This is a genomic window from Enterobacter sp. JBIWA003 (genome assembly GCF_019968825.1).
GTDB lineage: Bacteria > Pseudomonadota > Gammaproteobacteria > Enterobacterales > Enterobacteriaceae > Enterobacter > Enterobacter quasiroggenkampii.
The window spans coordinates 4714917-4728805 of sequence record NZ_CP074170.1; the positions used below are offsets into that span (position 1 = coordinate 4714917).

The 13889-nt window shown below is 57.3% G+C and carries 15 protein-coding genes; 4 read left to right on the forward strand and 11 right to left on the reverse strand.

Going from position 1 to position 13889, the window contains the following annotated elements; translation table 11 throughout:
* The first annotated feature begins 9 nt into the window (after positions 1 to 9).
* Positions 10 to 630, forward strand: coding sequence for a 4'-phosphopantetheinyl transferase AcpT (gene acpT / locus KGP25_RS22925; RefSeq protein WP_223539657.1), 621 nt, complete (start codon positions 10 to 12; stop codon positions 628 to 630).
* Here acpT and arnF read toward each other — a convergent pair.
* The 8 genes from arnF to KGP25_RS22965 all read right to left on the reverse strand — a co-directional run bounded on the left by arnF (position 563) and on the right by KGP25_RS22965 (position 8783).
* The gene (gene arnF, locus KGP25_RS22930; RefSeq protein ID WP_223539658.1) at positions 563 to 967 is read right to left on the reverse strand and encodes a 4-amino-4-deoxy-L-arabinose-phosphoundecaprenol flippase subunit ArnF; all 405 of its coding nucleotides are present in this window, start codon (positions 965 to 967) and stop codon (positions 563 to 565) included. The two genes, acpT and arnF, sit on opposite strands and share 68 nt — an antisense overlap.
* Positions 964 to 1299: a 4-amino-4-deoxy-L-arabinose-phosphoundecaprenol flippase subunit ArnE gene (gene arnE / locus KGP25_RS22935; RefSeq protein WP_223540601.1), complete on the reverse strand. Its 336-nt coding sequence runs from the start codon at positions 1297 to 1299 to the stop codon at positions 964 to 966. The genes arnF and arnE overlap by 4 nt, the downstream gene beginning before the upstream one ends.
* The gene (arnT, locus tag KGP25_RS22940) at positions 1299 to 2954 is read right to left on the reverse strand and encodes a lipid IV(A) 4-amino-4-deoxy-L-arabinosyltransferase (RefSeq protein WP_223539659.1); all 1656 of its coding nucleotides are present in this window, start codon (positions 2952 to 2954) and stop codon (positions 1299 to 1301) included. The genes arnE and arnT overlap by 1 nt, the downstream gene beginning before the upstream one ends.
* Positions 2951 to 3853 carry a 4-deoxy-4-formamido-L-arabinose-phosphoundecaprenol deformylase gene (gene arnD / locus KGP25_RS22945; RefSeq protein ID WP_045909039.1) on the reverse strand — a complete coding sequence of 301 codons (903 nt, stop codon included), beginning with the start codon at positions 3851 to 3853 and terminating at the stop codon, positions 2951 to 2953. Before arnD ends, arnT begins: the two co-directional genes overlap by 4 nt.
* Positions 3850 to 5832: a bifunctional UDP-4-amino-4-deoxy-L-arabinose formyltransferase/UDP-glucuronic acid oxidase ArnA gene (arnA, locus tag KGP25_RS22950; RefSeq protein WP_126534891.1), complete on the reverse strand. Its 1983-nt coding sequence runs from the start codon at positions 5830 to 5832 to the stop codon at positions 3850 to 3852. The genes arnD and arnA overlap by 4 nt, the downstream gene beginning before the upstream one ends.
* Positions 5829 to 6812: an undecaprenyl-phosphate 4-deoxy-4-formamido-L-arabinose transferase gene (gene arnC / locus KGP25_RS22955; protein ID WP_048226320.1), complete on the reverse strand. Its 984-nt coding sequence runs from the start codon at positions 6810 to 6812 to the stop codon at positions 5829 to 5831. Before arnC ends, arnA begins: the two co-directional genes overlap by 4 nt.
* A 1-nt stretch (position 6813) precedes the next feature.
* Positions 6814 to 7953 carry a UDP-4-amino-4-deoxy-L-arabinose aminotransferase gene (arnB, locus tag KGP25_RS22960; protein ID WP_048027756.1) on the reverse strand — a complete coding sequence of 380 codons (1140 nt, stop codon included), beginning with the start codon at positions 7951 to 7953 and terminating at the stop codon, positions 6814 to 6816.
* Positions 7954 to 8279: 326 nt separating this feature from the next.
* Positions 8280 to 8783: a phenolic acid decarboxylase gene (locus KGP25_RS22965; RefSeq protein ID WP_008503103.1), complete on the reverse strand. Its 504-nt coding sequence runs from the start codon at positions 8781 to 8783 to the stop codon at positions 8280 to 8282.
* Between the two features lie 99 nt (positions 8784 to 8882).
* Between KGP25_RS22965 and KGP25_RS22970 the strand changes: the two genes are divergently transcribed.
* Entirely contained in the window at positions 8883 to 9764 is an 882-nt protein-coding gene (locus KGP25_RS22970; RefSeq protein ID WP_069720554.1) for a LysR family transcriptional regulator, read from the forward strand.
* Positions 9765 to 9796: 32 nt separating this feature from the next.
* On the forward strand, positions 9797 to 10591 hold the full coding sequence (locus tag KGP25_RS22975; RefSeq protein ID WP_223540602.1) for an SDR family NAD(P)-dependent oxidoreductase: 795 nt from the start codon (positions 9797 to 9799) through the stop codon (positions 10589 to 10591).
* A gap of 5 nt (positions 10592 to 10596) precedes the next feature.
* Here KGP25_RS22975 and KGP25_RS22980 read toward each other — a convergent pair whose 3' ends face one another.
* On the reverse strand, positions 10597 to 11043 hold the full coding sequence (locus KGP25_RS22980; protein ID WP_223539660.1) for an NlpC/P60 family protein: 447 nt from the start codon (positions 11041 to 11043) through the stop codon (positions 10597 to 10599).
* A 321-nt stretch (positions 11044 to 11364) separates the two neighbouring features.
* Between KGP25_RS22980 and KGP25_RS22985 the strand changes: the two genes are divergently transcribed.
* The gene (locus KGP25_RS22985) at positions 11365 to 12027 is read left to right on the forward strand and encodes an HAD family hydrolase (protein WP_074180434.1); all 663 of its coding nucleotides are present in this window, start codon (positions 11365 to 11367) and stop codon (positions 12025 to 12027) included.
* Positions 12028 to 12122: 95 nt separating this feature from the next.
* On the opposite strand, the gene KGP25_RS22990 is transcribed toward KGP25_RS22985, so the two are convergent.
* Positions 12123 to 13148: a TerC/Alx family metal homeostasis membrane protein gene (locus tag KGP25_RS22990; protein WP_223539661.1), complete on the reverse strand. Its 1026-nt coding sequence runs from the start codon at positions 13146 to 13148 to the stop codon at positions 12123 to 12125.
* A 167-nt stretch (positions 13149 to 13315) separates the two neighbouring features.
* A complete protein-coding gene (locus tag KGP25_RS22995; protein ID WP_024908850.1) occupies positions 13316 to 13714 on the reverse strand; it encodes a potassium channel family protein in 399 nt (132 codons plus the stop codon).
* Positions 13715 to 13889: the final 175 nt, after the last annotated feature.

Consider the following 13889-nt stretch of genomic DNA (forward strand, 5'->3'; position numbering starts at 1 on the left):
AGACGTTATATGTACCAGGTTTTTCTGGGAAAAATCTCCTCGCTGAGCACCAATCGCTGGGCTGAAGCACTCTCCCGACACGCGCCCGAAGGCGCTCAGCGTGCGCGCTGGCTGGCGGGTCGCGGGTTGCTTTCGCGTCTGCTGGCCCCGAAGTCACTGCCGGAAATTATCCACAACGAACAGGGGAAACCCCTTTTTGCCGGCGACTATCCGCTGTGGTTCAGCCTTAGCCACGCGGATGATGACATTGCGTTAATTATCAGTGACGAAGGTAACGTGGGCTGTTCACTGGAACGTATTCGCCCGCAGGAAAACTGGCACACGCTCGCCAATGCCGTCTTCAGCGGTGCCGAGCATGAAGAGCTGGAAAAGGAAACGCCAGAGAGCCAGCTTACGGCGTTCTGGCGCATCTGGACGCGGAAAGAAGCGATCGTTAAACAGAGCGGCGGTCACGCCTGGCAAATGGTTAGCATTGACAGTACCGCCCGCGCATTTCACTCAGTCAGCCACTGCCGGATAGACTCGCTGAGTCTTGCGGTCTGTACCGCGACGCCCTTTGAGCTCAGGGCCGGGTTGATCCATTCTGCTGACGACGTGCTGGCCGAAAAATCGTCAACACACCCAGAATAATAAACCCGACCCCCACCAGCCCGTGCCAGGAGAAACGTTCTTCCCAGCCCGGCAGCAGGATCGCAGCGCCCCACACCAGGATATAGCTAAGACTCAGCAAGGCATACGCTTTGCTGAGCGCCATGCGATGCAGCGCCAGATACCAGCAGCCCATCGAGGCCACATACCCCATCAACCCCAGCAGCAGCGCCCCCGTGCCGGATGAGACGTGCCACAGCGCAGAAATAAGCGCCAGAACATCGCTGACCGGCGGCAGTGCCTGCATCGCATTGCGCAGCAACAGCTGCGCGGCGCTGACTAACAGCACGCTGCATAAGGCCCAGAACGCCCCTTTCACAGGCTTCCTCCCAGGATAACAATCCCAATGATGATCAACCCTACCCCCAGCCAGTGATGCGATGCGACGGTTTCACGCCAGAATAGCTTCGCCGCCAGCGTCACCCAGACAAAATTGAGGCTCAGCATAGGGTAGGCAATGCCGACAGGCAGGCGCTGCAGCACCACCAGCCAGACCAGCATCCCGCTGCCCAGCGCCAGCAGGGCCAGGCCAAGCCACAGCGCGATATGCACGCCACGCCGCCCGGCTTTCGCCGGACGGGTAGCCTGTTTCTGGCACAGCTGTCCTGCACAGCTGAGCAGGCTTGCCAGTATCAGCCAGATCCAGGTCATCACTTCGGCAGATACTGCAGGTAGGCCAGACGGCCCTGGATATACAGGCTGTCCGGTTCTGGCAGATTAGCCCGCGAAAGGTCATCGCGTTTTGACAGCAGGATAACCAGCGATACGCGTCCCTGCTGACGGTGCTCTGCCAGCCACTGCGCGAAGTCATCTTTACCGACAAAACGATCTTTCACATCAGGATAATCCAGCCCGTAGCGCAGTTCGCCACTCTGACCATACAGCGTGATGTCATTGCGCTTCAGCTCCCACGCCAGGCCAGCGGCCACGCCCACGTTATTGGCCAGCACGTAACGGCTGTCCTGAAGCGGCTCGCGCACGGTGTCGACCAGCGACTGCGGCTGTTTGGAATCCACCACCAGGTTAGGAATGGCAAAACCAATCAGCAGCGCCAGGCCCGCCGGGCAGAACGCCGCCAGCCACCAGCGCTGCTGGCTCTGCCTGAACGTAAACCAGCCTACCGCGGCCCAGATGAGGAACGCGACCACCGCGCAGAACACTTTATACAGTTCGACCGAGGTCCAGACCGGATGCTTAGACAGTCCCCACGGGGAGACCACCAGCGCCGCCACCACGCCGATAACGCCAAACGCCAGGTTAATCCCGCCGTTAATGCGCAACGCTCTGGCGCCTTTCTCCGCCGCGAGGCAGGCATAGCGCGCCATCAGGATCGCCAGCGGGGCAAAGCACGGCAGGATATAGGTCGGCAGCTTGCCTTTGGCGATGCTGAAGAACAGCAGCGGCATCACCACCCATCCCAGCAGATAGAACCCGCCGCCCGCGTTTTGTCGGTCATTCCAGCCGAGACGAAACGCGCCGGGCAGCAGTGCCAGCCACGGCAGGCTACCCGCAATCAGGAACGGTATGTAGTACCAGAACGGGGCTTTGTGCTGCGCGTCGCTCTGGGCGAAACGCTGAATATGCTCCACCCAGAAGAAGTAACGCCAGAAGTCAGGCTCACGCTGCGCAATGGCCAGCCCCCATGGCAGAACAATCAGCACGCAGCTCAGGATCGCGAGCCAGCCAAAAATCAGCACCTCTTTCCAGCGCTTCTGGGCGATCACCCACGGCAGCACGCCAATCACCGGTACCGCCAGTGCCAGGAAGCCTTTGGTCATCACCCCCATCCCGCAGGCCAGCCCAAGCAGCACATAGCCGCCCGCTTTTCCGGCAACGGTTTGGGCCTGTGACGCCAGCCAGAAGCTGCACATCGCCGCCACCAGCCACAGGGTGATGATAGGATCCAGCACCGCATACGTGCCGATGCCATACACCAGGAACAGGGTCAGGAAGATCAGGCCGGAGAAAATGGCTGTCCGCTTATCCCGCCAGAGACGCCAGGCCATCCAGATGACCAGCAGCGCGGCTAAACCGGTGGAGAAGATGGACCCGGCGCGCACGGCGAGGTTCGTGTGCCCGAACAGCATCTGCCCGATGCTGTTGACCCAGTAGCCAGCAATTGGCTTTTCAAAGTAACGCAGCCCCAGAAAATGCGGGACAACCCAGTCTCCGGAGGCCAGCATTTCGCGGCTGATTTCCGCATAGCGCGTTTCATCAGGCTGCCAAAGCAGGCGGATATCGACCGAAATGAGGTAGTAAACGATAAACAGTGCGAGAAGCGCTAAGCCATAACGGGCTGTTTTCATGGGACCGGACTCACGGTTTGTTGATAACCAAGCCAGCCTTCCCGACCAGCCAGTTCATTACGGACAACTTTGCCCACGGGCAGGGTGCTGAGGTCGTCTGGCAGCAGCTCGCTCAACGGGCAGAATTCGATGCCCTCCTGAGCGGCCATCGTCAGCAGTTCGTCGAAATCATGCTGATACGCAATCCCTTCCACTTCGGCATGGATGGTATACACCGGCGTACCGGCGTCACGATGAATGCGGTCCAGAATGTAGCGATTGAACTCATCCGCCTTAACCTCGCGTCCGACCACTTCATCCCAGGTGGGAAGCGTGACCGGAATTTGCACCGTACCGTAGCGATTTTCGCCTAACAGCGGCAAAAAGGGCCCGGTTCCGCGGCAATCGCTGTTGTAGCGAAACGCGAAGGCCTCTTTGGCCTTCACGACGCGCTGATCCGCACGCCATCCCGCCACGGCGGAGCAGCGCACGGGCTGACCGATAATGGCCTCCAGCTCCAGCATCCCACGCTCGACCTCACGAGACAGGCGCGGGATATCCCAGACGCCCGCCCAGGCTTGCCAGGCATGGTGATCCCAGGCGTGCAGACCCACCTCATGATGCTGCGCCGCCTCGCGGATAACCGCTTCATTACCCGCGCCGATGCGTCTGCCGGGCCAGGCGGTGCCGGCCAGCAAAATATCCCAACCGTAGAGGGATGCTGCGCGCGAGCGCAGCATTTTGTACAGAAATGCCGGTTTAACCAGACGCCATAAATGGCGTCCCATGTTGTCAGGCCCCACGCTGAAGAAAATGCTGGCGCGCACACCGTGCTTGCTCAGCAGTTCCAGCAGTTTGGGTACGCCGTCACGCGTTCCCCTGAAGGTGTCGACATCAATGCGTAAACCGACTTTTTTCATGAGACCTGTTCCGACAGCTCCACGGTGCGCAGGAAGAAATCAAGCGTTTCATCAATGGTCTGTTCCATCTTCACGGTCGGCGTCCAGTTCAGGCAGCGCTTCGCATTGCGAATGCTTGGCTTACGGTGCTCAACGTCCTGATACCCTTTACCGTAGTAGCTGCTGCTTTCCACTTCGCGGAAGCCGGCAAACGGCGGGAATTTATCGCGCAGCGGATGACGCTCAAAGCTGGCCAGCAGCATCTCGGCCAGCTCGCGAATGCTCGCTTCGTTGTCCGGGTTGCCGATGTTGATGATTTCACCGTTGCAGCGGTTATCTTTGTTTTCGATGATGCGGAACAGCGCTTCGATACCGTCGCTGATATCCGTAAAGCAGCGTTTTTGTTTCCCGCCTTCGATAAGCTTAATTGGCGAGCCTTCCACCAGGTTCAGGATCAACTGGGTGATTGCACGGGAGCTGCCGATACGCGCCGCGTTCAGGTTGTCCAGACGTGGCCCCATCCAGTTGAACGGACGGAACAGGGTAAAGCGCAGACCCTCTTTCTCGCCGTAGGCCCAAATCACGCGGTCCAGCAGCTGTTTGGAGACGGAGTAAATCCAGCGCTGTTTGTTGATCGGCCCGACCACCAGGTTGGAGGTGTCTTCATCGAAGTTCTTATCGGTACACATGCCGTACACTTCAGAGGTGGACGGGAAGATGATGCGCTTGTCGTATTTCACGCAGTCGCGGATGATCTTCAGGTTCTCTTCGAAGTCCAGCTCGAACACGCGCAGCGGGTTACGGGTGTACTCGATTGGCGTGGCAATGGCGACCAGCGGCAGCACCACGTCGCATTTCTTAATGTGGTATTCAATCCACTCGGAATGGATGCTGATGTCCCCTTCCACGAAGTGGAAGCGCGGGTTGTCCAGGAAGCGGCTGATCGCGTCCGCGCCGATATCCAGGCCGTAAATTTCGTAGTTATCGTCTTTGAGCAGACGTTCGGTCAGGTGGTTACCGATAAAACCGTTCACGCCGAGGATCAGAACGCGGGTGCGGCGTTTGATGGCAACAACCGGTGCGCTGGTGATCAGCGCCCCGGCCACCAGGCCCAGCGACTGCGCCAGCTGTGTGCCCTGAACGTACAGGCCGTTGTCGGTTTGTCCGGTAACGATCTCCAGCGCCTGCTCGCCGCAGCTCACAATCAGCGGGGAGACGGAGACGACGGTGCCCGGTTTTGCCGCCGGAATGTCGTCACGCACGCGGGATTTCCAGACGATGAATTTGCTTACGCCCGCAAAGCTGTAGGCGCCCGGCCACGGATCGGTTACGGCGCGCACCAGGTTGTGCAGCTGGCGAGCCGGTTTGTTCCAGTCCAGACGACCATCTTCCGGCGCGCGGCGGCCAAAGCAGCTTGCCTTGCTCTCGTCCTGTGCGGTTTCGCTGAAGGTGCCGTTAAGGATGCCCGGCAGCGCATCACGCAGCAGCGTCTGTGCCGTCGCGTTCAGCTTCTGATGCAGTTGCAGCGCGGTGTCGTCCGCATCAATAGCGACCTTCTGCTGTGCCACGATAGCGCCCGCATCCGCACGGCGCACCATGCGGTGCAGCGTCACGCCCGTTTCCGTTTCACCGTTCACCAGCACCCAGTTCAGCGGGGCGCGGCCACGGTAGGCAGGTAGCAGAGAACCGTGAAGATTAAAGGCGCCTTTTGCGGCCAGGCCTAAGATCTCGTCAGAGAGCAGGTTGCGATAGTAGAACGAGAAAATCACGTCAGGCGCGAGGGCGCGGATGCGCTCCACCCACAGCGGGTGGTTAACGTCGTCCGGCGCATAAACCGGGATACCGCGCTCGGCGGCGATACGCGCCACGGAGCCGAAAAAGTTGTTTTCTCCAGCCGTGTCCGGATGGGTAAAGATTGCCGCAATATCATAGCCCGCTTCCAGCAGGGTCAGCGTGCCCGTGCACCCCATATCGTGATAGGCAAATACAACAGCTTTCATGGGTGAATTTCCTCTTGAGATGCTTTGTGTTCCTGACGGACAACACGTTGAATAAAGTAGCGCGGACGCGCGCGAACATCGTTATAGATACGGCCAATGTATTCACCGAGGAGACCCATCCCGACAAACTGGGCGCCGATGAACATAAACAGCACGGCAAAGAGCATAAAGACCCCTTCCGCCGCCCACTGCGGGCCAAAGACCAGGCGCAGTACCACCAGCAGGACAGAAATCGCAAAGCCCGCCAGCGCAATAATGCTGCCGAACACGCTCAGCAGACGCAGCGGCGTGGTGGTCAGGCAGGTGATGAGGTCATACATCAGGTTGATGAGACGCATAAAGCTGTACTTCGATTCCCCGTGCTCGCGCTCGGCGTGCAGAACCGGGATTTCCGTTGCCTTACGGGCAAAGGTATTCGCCAGAATCGGAATGAAGGTGCTGCGCTCATGGCAATGCAGCATGGCGTCGACAATATGACGGCGGTAGGCGCGCAGCATGCAGCCGTAATCGCCCATCGCTTTACCGGTCGTGCGCTGGATAAGACGGTTGATGGTGCGCGAGGCCAGCTTACGGAACAGGCTGTCCTGACGGTTCTGACGGACCGTGCCGACCACGTCATAGCCTTCGTCGGCTTTGGCCACCAGGCGCGGGATCTCTTCCGGCGGGTTTTGCAGGTCCGCGTCCAGGGTGATGATCAGATCGCCCGTGACGTGGCTAAACCCCGCCATAATCGCCGAGTGCTGGCCGTAGTTACGGTTGAGCAACACGGCTACGATGTGGCTGCCTTCAATCTGCGCGGCTTCGGTCAGCATCAGCGCGGAATTATCGCTACTGCCATCATCCACCAGCAGAATTTCGTAGGCCTTGCCCATCGTGTCGCAGGCGGCCGTTGTACGGCGGATCAGTTCGGGCAGGCTCTCCTGCTCGTTATAAACCGGGATTACCACGGATACTTTTTGTACAGGCGGTGCACTGAACATATCAATGTCCTGCAAGCTGATGGAGTGCGGTAATGACGCGGGTTGTGTCGTCATGAGTCATGTCCGGGAAAAGAGGGAGAGAACAAATACGCGCGCTATTCCATTCAGAATTCGGGAGCGATACATCAGGAAAACGCTCGCGGTAGTATTTTTGCGTGTGGGCCGCGCGGAAATGGAGGCCGGTACCGATGCCTTTCTCTTTCAGCGCCGCCATCAGGTTGTCGCGTGAGATCCCGCAGCGCGCTTCATCAACGCGAATAATAAACAGGTGCCAGGCGTGCACGTGCGGCCATGACGGAATAGTGAGCGGCTGGAACGGCGTATCGGCAAGCTCCCGCAGGTAGCGTTCAGCGATTTCCTGGCGGCGTTTGTTGGCCTCTTTCAGTTTGCCTAACTGCACCAGCGCCAGCGCGGCGTTGATGTCCGCCAGGTTGTATTTATAGCCCGGCGCGATCACTTCCGCCTGCGGCGCGCGGCCGTGCGTCTGGCGATCATAGGCGTCTACGCCCAGGCCATGGAATTTCAGACTGCGGATCCGCTGTGCCAGCTGCGCGTTATCGGTGACCACCAGGCCGCCTTCCGCGCAGGTCATGTTTTTAATGGCGTGGAACGAGAAAATTGCCGTCCCTTTCCAGCCCACGTGACGGTTTTTGTAGTACGTTCCGGCGGCATGGGCCGCATCTTCAATCACCGGAATACCGTGACGTTCACCGATGGCATGGATAGCGTCGATTTCACACGGCGCGCCGGCATAGTGAACGGGAATAATGGCTTTAGTGCGCGGGGTAATGGCGGCTTCAACGGCTTCTGGCGTCACCATTAATGTGTCTTTATCCACATCAATCATGACTGGCGTGGCGCCCAGCAATACGATCATATTCAGCGTGGACACCCAGGTCTGGGAAGGGGTAATGACTTCATCGCCCGGGCCAATATCCAGCGCCATCAGCGTAACGTGCATGCCCGCGGTGGCGGAACAGACGGCAATCGCATGCTGATTCCCGGTAAGTTGACAGAATGCCTCTTCAAGTTCCTGATTCTTAGGCCCTGTGGTGATCCAGCCCGACATCAAAACGTCCTGAAGCGCCGCAATTTCCTCAGCGCCCATCGACGGTCGCGAAAAAGGCAGAAAATCACTCATTATTAATTTCCTTGCAATCAAAATGGCACGTTTTTGATATTAACCAAATGCTGGCCCGTTTATTTCAACGAACCATAAACTTATATCAAAGTATCTCTCTTTCCTTAGGGAAAAATTAAGACAGCGTTTACAACGCTATAAGACAACTAGCAGCCAATTGAAAAACAACAAGTTAATTTAATATTAAATATTTTTGATGTGATCTTCCGCAACATTTTGAAATGGGATCATTTAAACCATACATCAACAAACAAAAAAAATCCCGGCCATTTCAAAATAATATGAAATAGCCGGGAACTTTTCTTTTTAGTTAATTGTCGCGCTTATTACAGGTTATCTGGAAAGTTTTTCGGTAATTCACTGGCCGCACAGGCGATCACGCTTTCGTTATTGGCGCCGCAGTCACGTACAAAGGTGATAGTGGCAAATTCATCAATCACTTCCGTTGGATACGCCGGGCCCGCATCACGGTAGCTGTTCATCAGTGGAATATGATCGTTCTGGAAGCAGACGGTTTTTTCCGGGTTGTTCATGACCCAGCGCGGGAAGAAGATGGTGCCGTGGAACAGTTTGTCGCCCAGGTTCACAATCAGGCTGACGTCGGTACCGGTTGGCTCGGTCCAGGAAATTTTATAGATGCTCTCCCCTACCCGCACGATGTAAGCCTGCTGATCTTTCACCCAACGGTTTGCCACCAGACCGCTGTGAATACGGTAATCCAGGGTCGTCTCATTTTTGACGTAAATCTCGTAGTTCCAGCCGTTGTCGTAGGTATAAACAAGGTGTTTGCCAACGAAGCCGCTTAAGTCGTGTTTGTCGAAGGTGTTCATAAGATGTCTCCTTTGTTTTGATGAGGCGATCGTACCCCTTCAAAAAATGAATGAATAACGCTATGTTTTAATCAAATTCATCCAAATTTTAGATAAATTATGCATAAGACGACGCTTGAACAATGGTCTTTACTGGCGAAAGTGATCGAGGCGGGCAGCTTTGCCCGAGCGGCGGAAGAAACGCACCGCAGCCAGTCTTCGGTGAGCTATAACCTGTCGCTGCTGCAGGAGCGGCTGGGCGTGGCCCTCCTGGTGCCGGAAGGACGACGGGCGGTGTTAACGCCGGCAGGAGAACTGCTGCTCAACCAGGTTAAACCGCTGCTGAAAGCCTTTTCGTACGTTGAGACGCGCGCAGCGACCCTTCGCAACGGAATGCGCACGCGGCTGGATCTGGTGGTGGATTCCATTTTCCCCCGCCGCCGCCTGTTTGCCATTCTGCGCCAGTTCCAGCAGCAGTATCCGCAAACTCAGGTACGACTCACCGAGGTGCTGGAAAATACCCGGGACGATGCCATTAACGACGAAGCCGATGTGATGGTCCTCACCCGCCGCCAGGACATGACCGGGCTCGGCGAATGGCTGATGAATATCGACTTTGTTGCCGTGGCCCACCATCAGCACCCCCTCTTTGACCTCGACGCGCCGCTTAACGATGACATGCTACGCCCGTGGCCGCTCATTCAGATTGCGGACAGCCAGCCCGCCGCGCGCGCGGCCGGTGAGTCATGGACCTTCTCCACCATCGATGCCGCCATTGAGGCCGTCCTCTCTCAGGTCGGCTACGGCTGGCTGCCGGAGGAACGCATCCAGACTCAGCTGGATCAAGGCATCCTGAAACGCCTGCCGCTGAGCCACGGTGCACGCAGAGCGACGCCGCTTCACCTGATTGTTAAGCGCTCCCTCGCCCCGCTTGACGAGCAGGTGGAGACGCTGCTGCGCCTTTTTAGCCAGGAGCCGTCATCCTCACCTGCTACGCTTTAAGGTCCGAACGTTAAAACGATAAGGAGCGGATGATGAAAATCGACTTTACGGGGAAAGTGGCGCTGGTGACCGCCTCAACCGGCGGGATCGGGTTCGCCATTGCCAGAGGGCTGGCAGAAAGCGGTGCCGAGGTGATCGTCAATGGCCGCAGCACGGAATCGGTGAATAAAGGCATTCAGCAGCTGCAGCAGGTGGTACCGGGCGTGCAGGTGCGCGCCGCGATTGCCGATCTCAGCACGGCAGAAGGGGTCGAGTCGCTGCTCAAGGTGGCGAATAACGTCGATATTCTGGTTAACAACGCCGGGATTTACGGCCCGCAGGATTTCTATTCCACCGACGATGAAACCTGGGAGCATTACTGGCAGACCAACGTGATGTCCGGCGTGCGTCTGTCCCGCGCCTTGCTGCCAGGCATGGTGCAAAAAGGCTGGGGGCGGGTGGTGTTTATCTCCTCCGAGTCGGCCTGCAATATCCCGGCGGATATGATCCACTACGGGGTGACCAAAACGGCGCAGCTCTCCCTGGCGCGCGGGCTGGCGAAGTTCGTGGCGGGAAGCGGAGTGACGGTCAACAGCGTCTTGCCGGGGCCAACGATGTCGGACGGTTTCGCAGAGATGATGAAGGATGAAATCGAAAAAACCGGTAAGTCGCTGGAGCAACTGGCGAAAGAGTTTGTGATGGCCAACCGCCCCAGCTCGGTGATCCAGCGCGCGGCCACGGTTGAAGAGGTGGCCAATATGGTGATTTATGTCTGTTCGCCCCAGGCTTCCGCCACCTCGGGCGCGGCGCTGCGCGTCGACGGCGGCGTCGTGGATGACATCATCTGAGGCGGTCAGGCTGCACTGCCTGCAACCCGACGGGCAGTAATGTAGTGCGCCTGCCAGTAAGCATCCGTCAGGGTTGAGACCGTGACGCCCTGGCTGCTTGAGGCATGAATGAACTGGCTATTGCCAATATAAACGCCGACATGCCTGCGGTTCGGACCCGTCTGGAAGAACACCAGATCTCCGGGCCTCAGGCGATATTGCGTCACCTGCACCCCGCGGTGGATCTGCTCGCCGATCGTGCGCGGTAAATTAAGATGCGCCGCATCGCTGAACAGGTGCTGCATGAGCGCGGAGCAATCCACCCCGCGGCGCGTGGTACCGCCCCACTGATACTGGGTTCCCTTCCACTTTTGGTATTGATCGAGCATGCGCGCGCGCAGCGGGCCCGTATCCTGTTGCATCAGCGCAGATTTCGCTGGCGAGACTGCCAGTTCATGGTTCATCGATAACATCGACGCGGGAAGTTGAAAACTGAATGCAGAAAACGACGCAAAACTTAACGTAAGGATTGAAATAAACGATCTAAGAGTCATATCAAGAAAGAGGTAGTGAGTGAGTTTTTCCTTACCTGTGGGGGCCAAAGGGTTCCCCTAAATATCGTACGATGTGGCGATAATATAGACAGATCGTTTTTTCACCAATCCTTATCGAGGCCAAAATTGGACTCACTTTGAGATCGCAAGATCGAGAAAAAAATGGTGGTGATGTAAGGACTGTCCTGGTAAAGCAGGTAAACTGATCCACAGAATGTGTATTTCAGCTAAGACGTATTTATGACCAATATGATTGCCGACGAGACGGTGGCGAAATCCAGTGTGCTCTCTGTCTTTGACTTTGATGGGACGTTAACGCACCACGACAGCTTTATCCCTTTCCTGCGCTTTGCCTTCGGGAAACGTTACTTCGCGGGCCGTCTGGTGCGCATGGCGCTGCCCACGCTCCACTGCGTGCGTCGCAAGCTGACGCGCGACGAGCTAAAGGAAGTGCTGATTAAAACGTTCCTGACGGGCGTGGATGAACACTGGTTGCGCCAGCAGGCGGAAGCGTTTTGCGAAAAATACTGGAACAAGCTGATGCGCCCCGAAGGGGTTCTGGCCGTGGCGGCCGAGGTGAATTCCGGTGCGGAGGTGACCATCTGTTCCGCGTCTCCGGCACTGGTGCTTCAGCCGTGGGCTGACAAACTGGGCATTAAGCTGATTGGCACGCAGCTGGAAGTGAAAAACGGCAAGCTGACGGGGCGCATCACGGGCCACAACTGCCGCTGCGCCCAGAAGGTGGCCAGGCTGGAAAAAGTGTATGGCGATCTGAACGCCTATCACCTGCGCGCCTGGGGAGACACCCGCGGCGACCACGAGCTGCTGGCGGCGGCGCAGGATCCGCACTGGCGGCACTTCCACCCGCCGCGCAAGCGCCGGAATTCACCGATTAAGGGTTAGGTGCGGTCTGGTGCCCTCACCCTAGCCCTCTCCCACAGGGAGAGGGAGAAAACCAAACTGTAGGCCCGGTAAGCGAAGCGCCACCGGGCGGAACATCAGGCCTCACGTTTCCCCGGGAACATCACGCTCGCAATAATTCCCAGCGCCAGCACGCCCAATACCACAAACAGGCTGTCCGTCGCGCCAATGCTGTAACCGTGATGCCAGAAGTGATCGGTGGCATTTAACCCCAGCTTGAACGCCACGAAGAACAGCAGCAGCACCACGGCTTTCTCGAGGTGCACCAGATACTGCTTCAGCGCTTCCAGCACGAAGTAAAGCGTACGCAGACCAAGAATAGCGAACATCATGGCGCTATAGATAATCAGCGGCTCGCGGCTCACGGCAATAATGGCCGGCACGGAGTCAAATGCGAACATCACGTCAGAGAGTTCGACCACGGCCACGCACAGCAATAGCGGCGTCGCATAGCGCTTCGCCTTCTTCACGCGTCCGACCATCACGTCCTGGTTTTCCGGCTTTTCAAGCTCCGCATCCACCTCTTTCTGCGTCAGAATAAAGGCATTGCTGCTGATTTTCGGCCAGACCGGATAGAAGCGTTTTACCAGGCGATAGGCGAGATGACCCGAGTAATCTTCCACTTCGTCACTCTCTTCATTACGTCTGAGCATCATCACCGCCGTCCAGCCGACGACCAGCGCGAAAATCACTTCGACGTAGGGCCCCAGGCTTAACAGGCTGGTGCCGATAGCCACGAAAATACCGCGGAAGACAATCGCCCCCAGCACGCCCCAGTAGAGCACACGGTGACGGTACTTATCCGGCACGCCAAACCAGGCGAAGATCGCCATCATCACGAACAGGTTATCGACGGAGAGCACCTCTTCCAGCGCATAGCCGGTAAGGAACAGGCTCGCCATCTCGGCGCCGTGGTGAACGTACAGGAACCCGGCGAAGGCCATCGCCATCATGACCCAGAAGATGGACCACATTGCGGCGCTTTTCAGCGAGATCGGTTTGTCGTGACGGTGCATAAAGAGGTCGATAAACATCGCCCCAACGGCCATCACCACAAAGACAACAACGGTTTCCGTCGGGAAACCGAGATGAGCAGCAGACATACAAAACCCTTTTGGCAGACAAAACACAGAACCATGCAAACTGGCGTAAACCAGGAACGAAACAGGGCGGGCCGTTAATCAGCCTCTTCACCCTTAAAGCCGCAGCCCAATCGGCTACGCAAGGAGGGGTACTTTACCTTACCAGGCGGGGATTGCGCATCTGCCGTTTAGGCGCTCATGCCACGTAAACGCTGCAGCACCGCGACCAGAACAGCCACAGACCAGCCTACCATCAACGCGCCCACCAGCCCTTCCACCCCGCCGATGAGCCGCCAGTGCTGGGGTAACGTGACGTCGCCGTACCCTACCGTCGCATAGCTCACCAGCGAAAAGTAGAAGCTGGTGTTCCAGTCATTAAACGCGTCGATGACAAAATAAAACGCCGCAAACAGCCCGGCTTCCAGGAGATGGGCGAAAATCATAGAGATCACGATGCCGACATTGCGTAAAACAATGCGTACCGCAGAATCGACCTCTAACGTAATGAATTTTAAAACGCCAAACATCCACAGCGAATGAATCACCACGGTTAGGGTAAGCAAAATAATAATGCTGAGTAGCTGCATGGTACGTGCTCTGACCAAAAGGAGTATGGCCCCGCGAAGGCGGCGGGGCATCTGGTCGAAGCTTAGTCGAAGGGAGAGGAAAAGTTGGTGCAATAATTGCGTTACGTGATTATTTCTCTGCCAACACGTCCGGCTTGCGGCTGGTCATCAGCCTTGAGCGATATCCGCAGCGCAC

What these genes read in the sequence shown, in the direction of transcription:
- acpT (WP_223539657.1), top strand. Translation starts at nt 10, where the DNA reads ATGTACCAGGTTTTTCTGGGAAAAATCTCCTCGCTGAGCACCAATCGC.
- arnE (WP_223540601.1), bottom strand. Translation starts at nt 1,299, where the DNA reads ATGACCTGGATCTGGCTGATACTGGCAAGCCTGCTCAGCTGTGCAGGA.
- arnT (WP_223539659.1), bottom strand. Translation starts at nt 2,954, where the DNA reads ATGAAAACAGCCCGTTATGGCTTAGCGCTTCTCGCACTGTTTATCGTT.
- arnD (WP_045909039.1), bottom strand. Translation starts at nt 3,853, where the DNA reads ATGAAAAAAGTCGGTTTACGCATTGATGTCGACACCTTCAGGGGAACG.
- arnA (WP_126534891.1), bottom strand. Translation starts at nt 5,832, where the DNA reads ATGAAAGCTGTTGTATTTGCCTATCACGATATGGGGTGCACGGGCACG.
- arnC (WP_048226320.1), bottom strand. Translation starts at nt 6,812, where the DNA reads ATGTTCAGTGCACCGCCTGTACAAAAAGTATCCGTGGTAATCCCGGTT.
- arnB (WP_048027756.1), bottom strand. Translation starts at nt 7,953, where the DNA reads ATGAGTGATTTTCTGCCTTTTTCGCGACCGTCGATGGGCGCTGAGGAA.
- KGP25_RS22965 (WP_008503103.1), bottom strand. Translation starts at nt 8,783, where the DNA reads ATGAACACCTTCGACAAACACGACTTAAGCGGCTTCGTTGGCAAACAC.
- KGP25_RS22970 (WP_069720554.1), top strand. Translation starts at nt 8,883, where the DNA reads ATGCATAAGACGACGCTTGAACAATGGTCTTTACTGGCGAAAGTGATC.
- KGP25_RS22975 (WP_223540602.1), top strand. Translation starts at nt 9,797, where the DNA reads ATGAAAATCGACTTTACGGGGAAAGTGGCGCTGGTGACCGCCTCAACC.
- KGP25_RS22980 (WP_223539660.1), bottom strand. Translation starts at nt 11,043, where the DNA reads ATGTTATCGATGAACCATGAACTGGCAGTCTCGCCAGCGAAATCTGCG.
- KGP25_RS22985 (WP_074180434.1), top strand. Translation starts at nt 11,365, where the DNA reads ATGACCAATATGATTGCCGACGAGACGGTGGCGAAATCCAGTGTGCTC.
- KGP25_RS22990 (WP_223539661.1), bottom strand. Translation starts at nt 13,148, where the DNA reads ATGTCTGCTGCTCATCTCGGTTTCCCGACGGAAACCGTTGTTGTCTTT.
- KGP25_RS22995 (WP_024908850.1), bottom strand. Translation starts at nt 13,714, where the DNA reads ATGCAGCTACTCAGCATTATTATTTTGCTTACCCTAACCGTGGTGATT.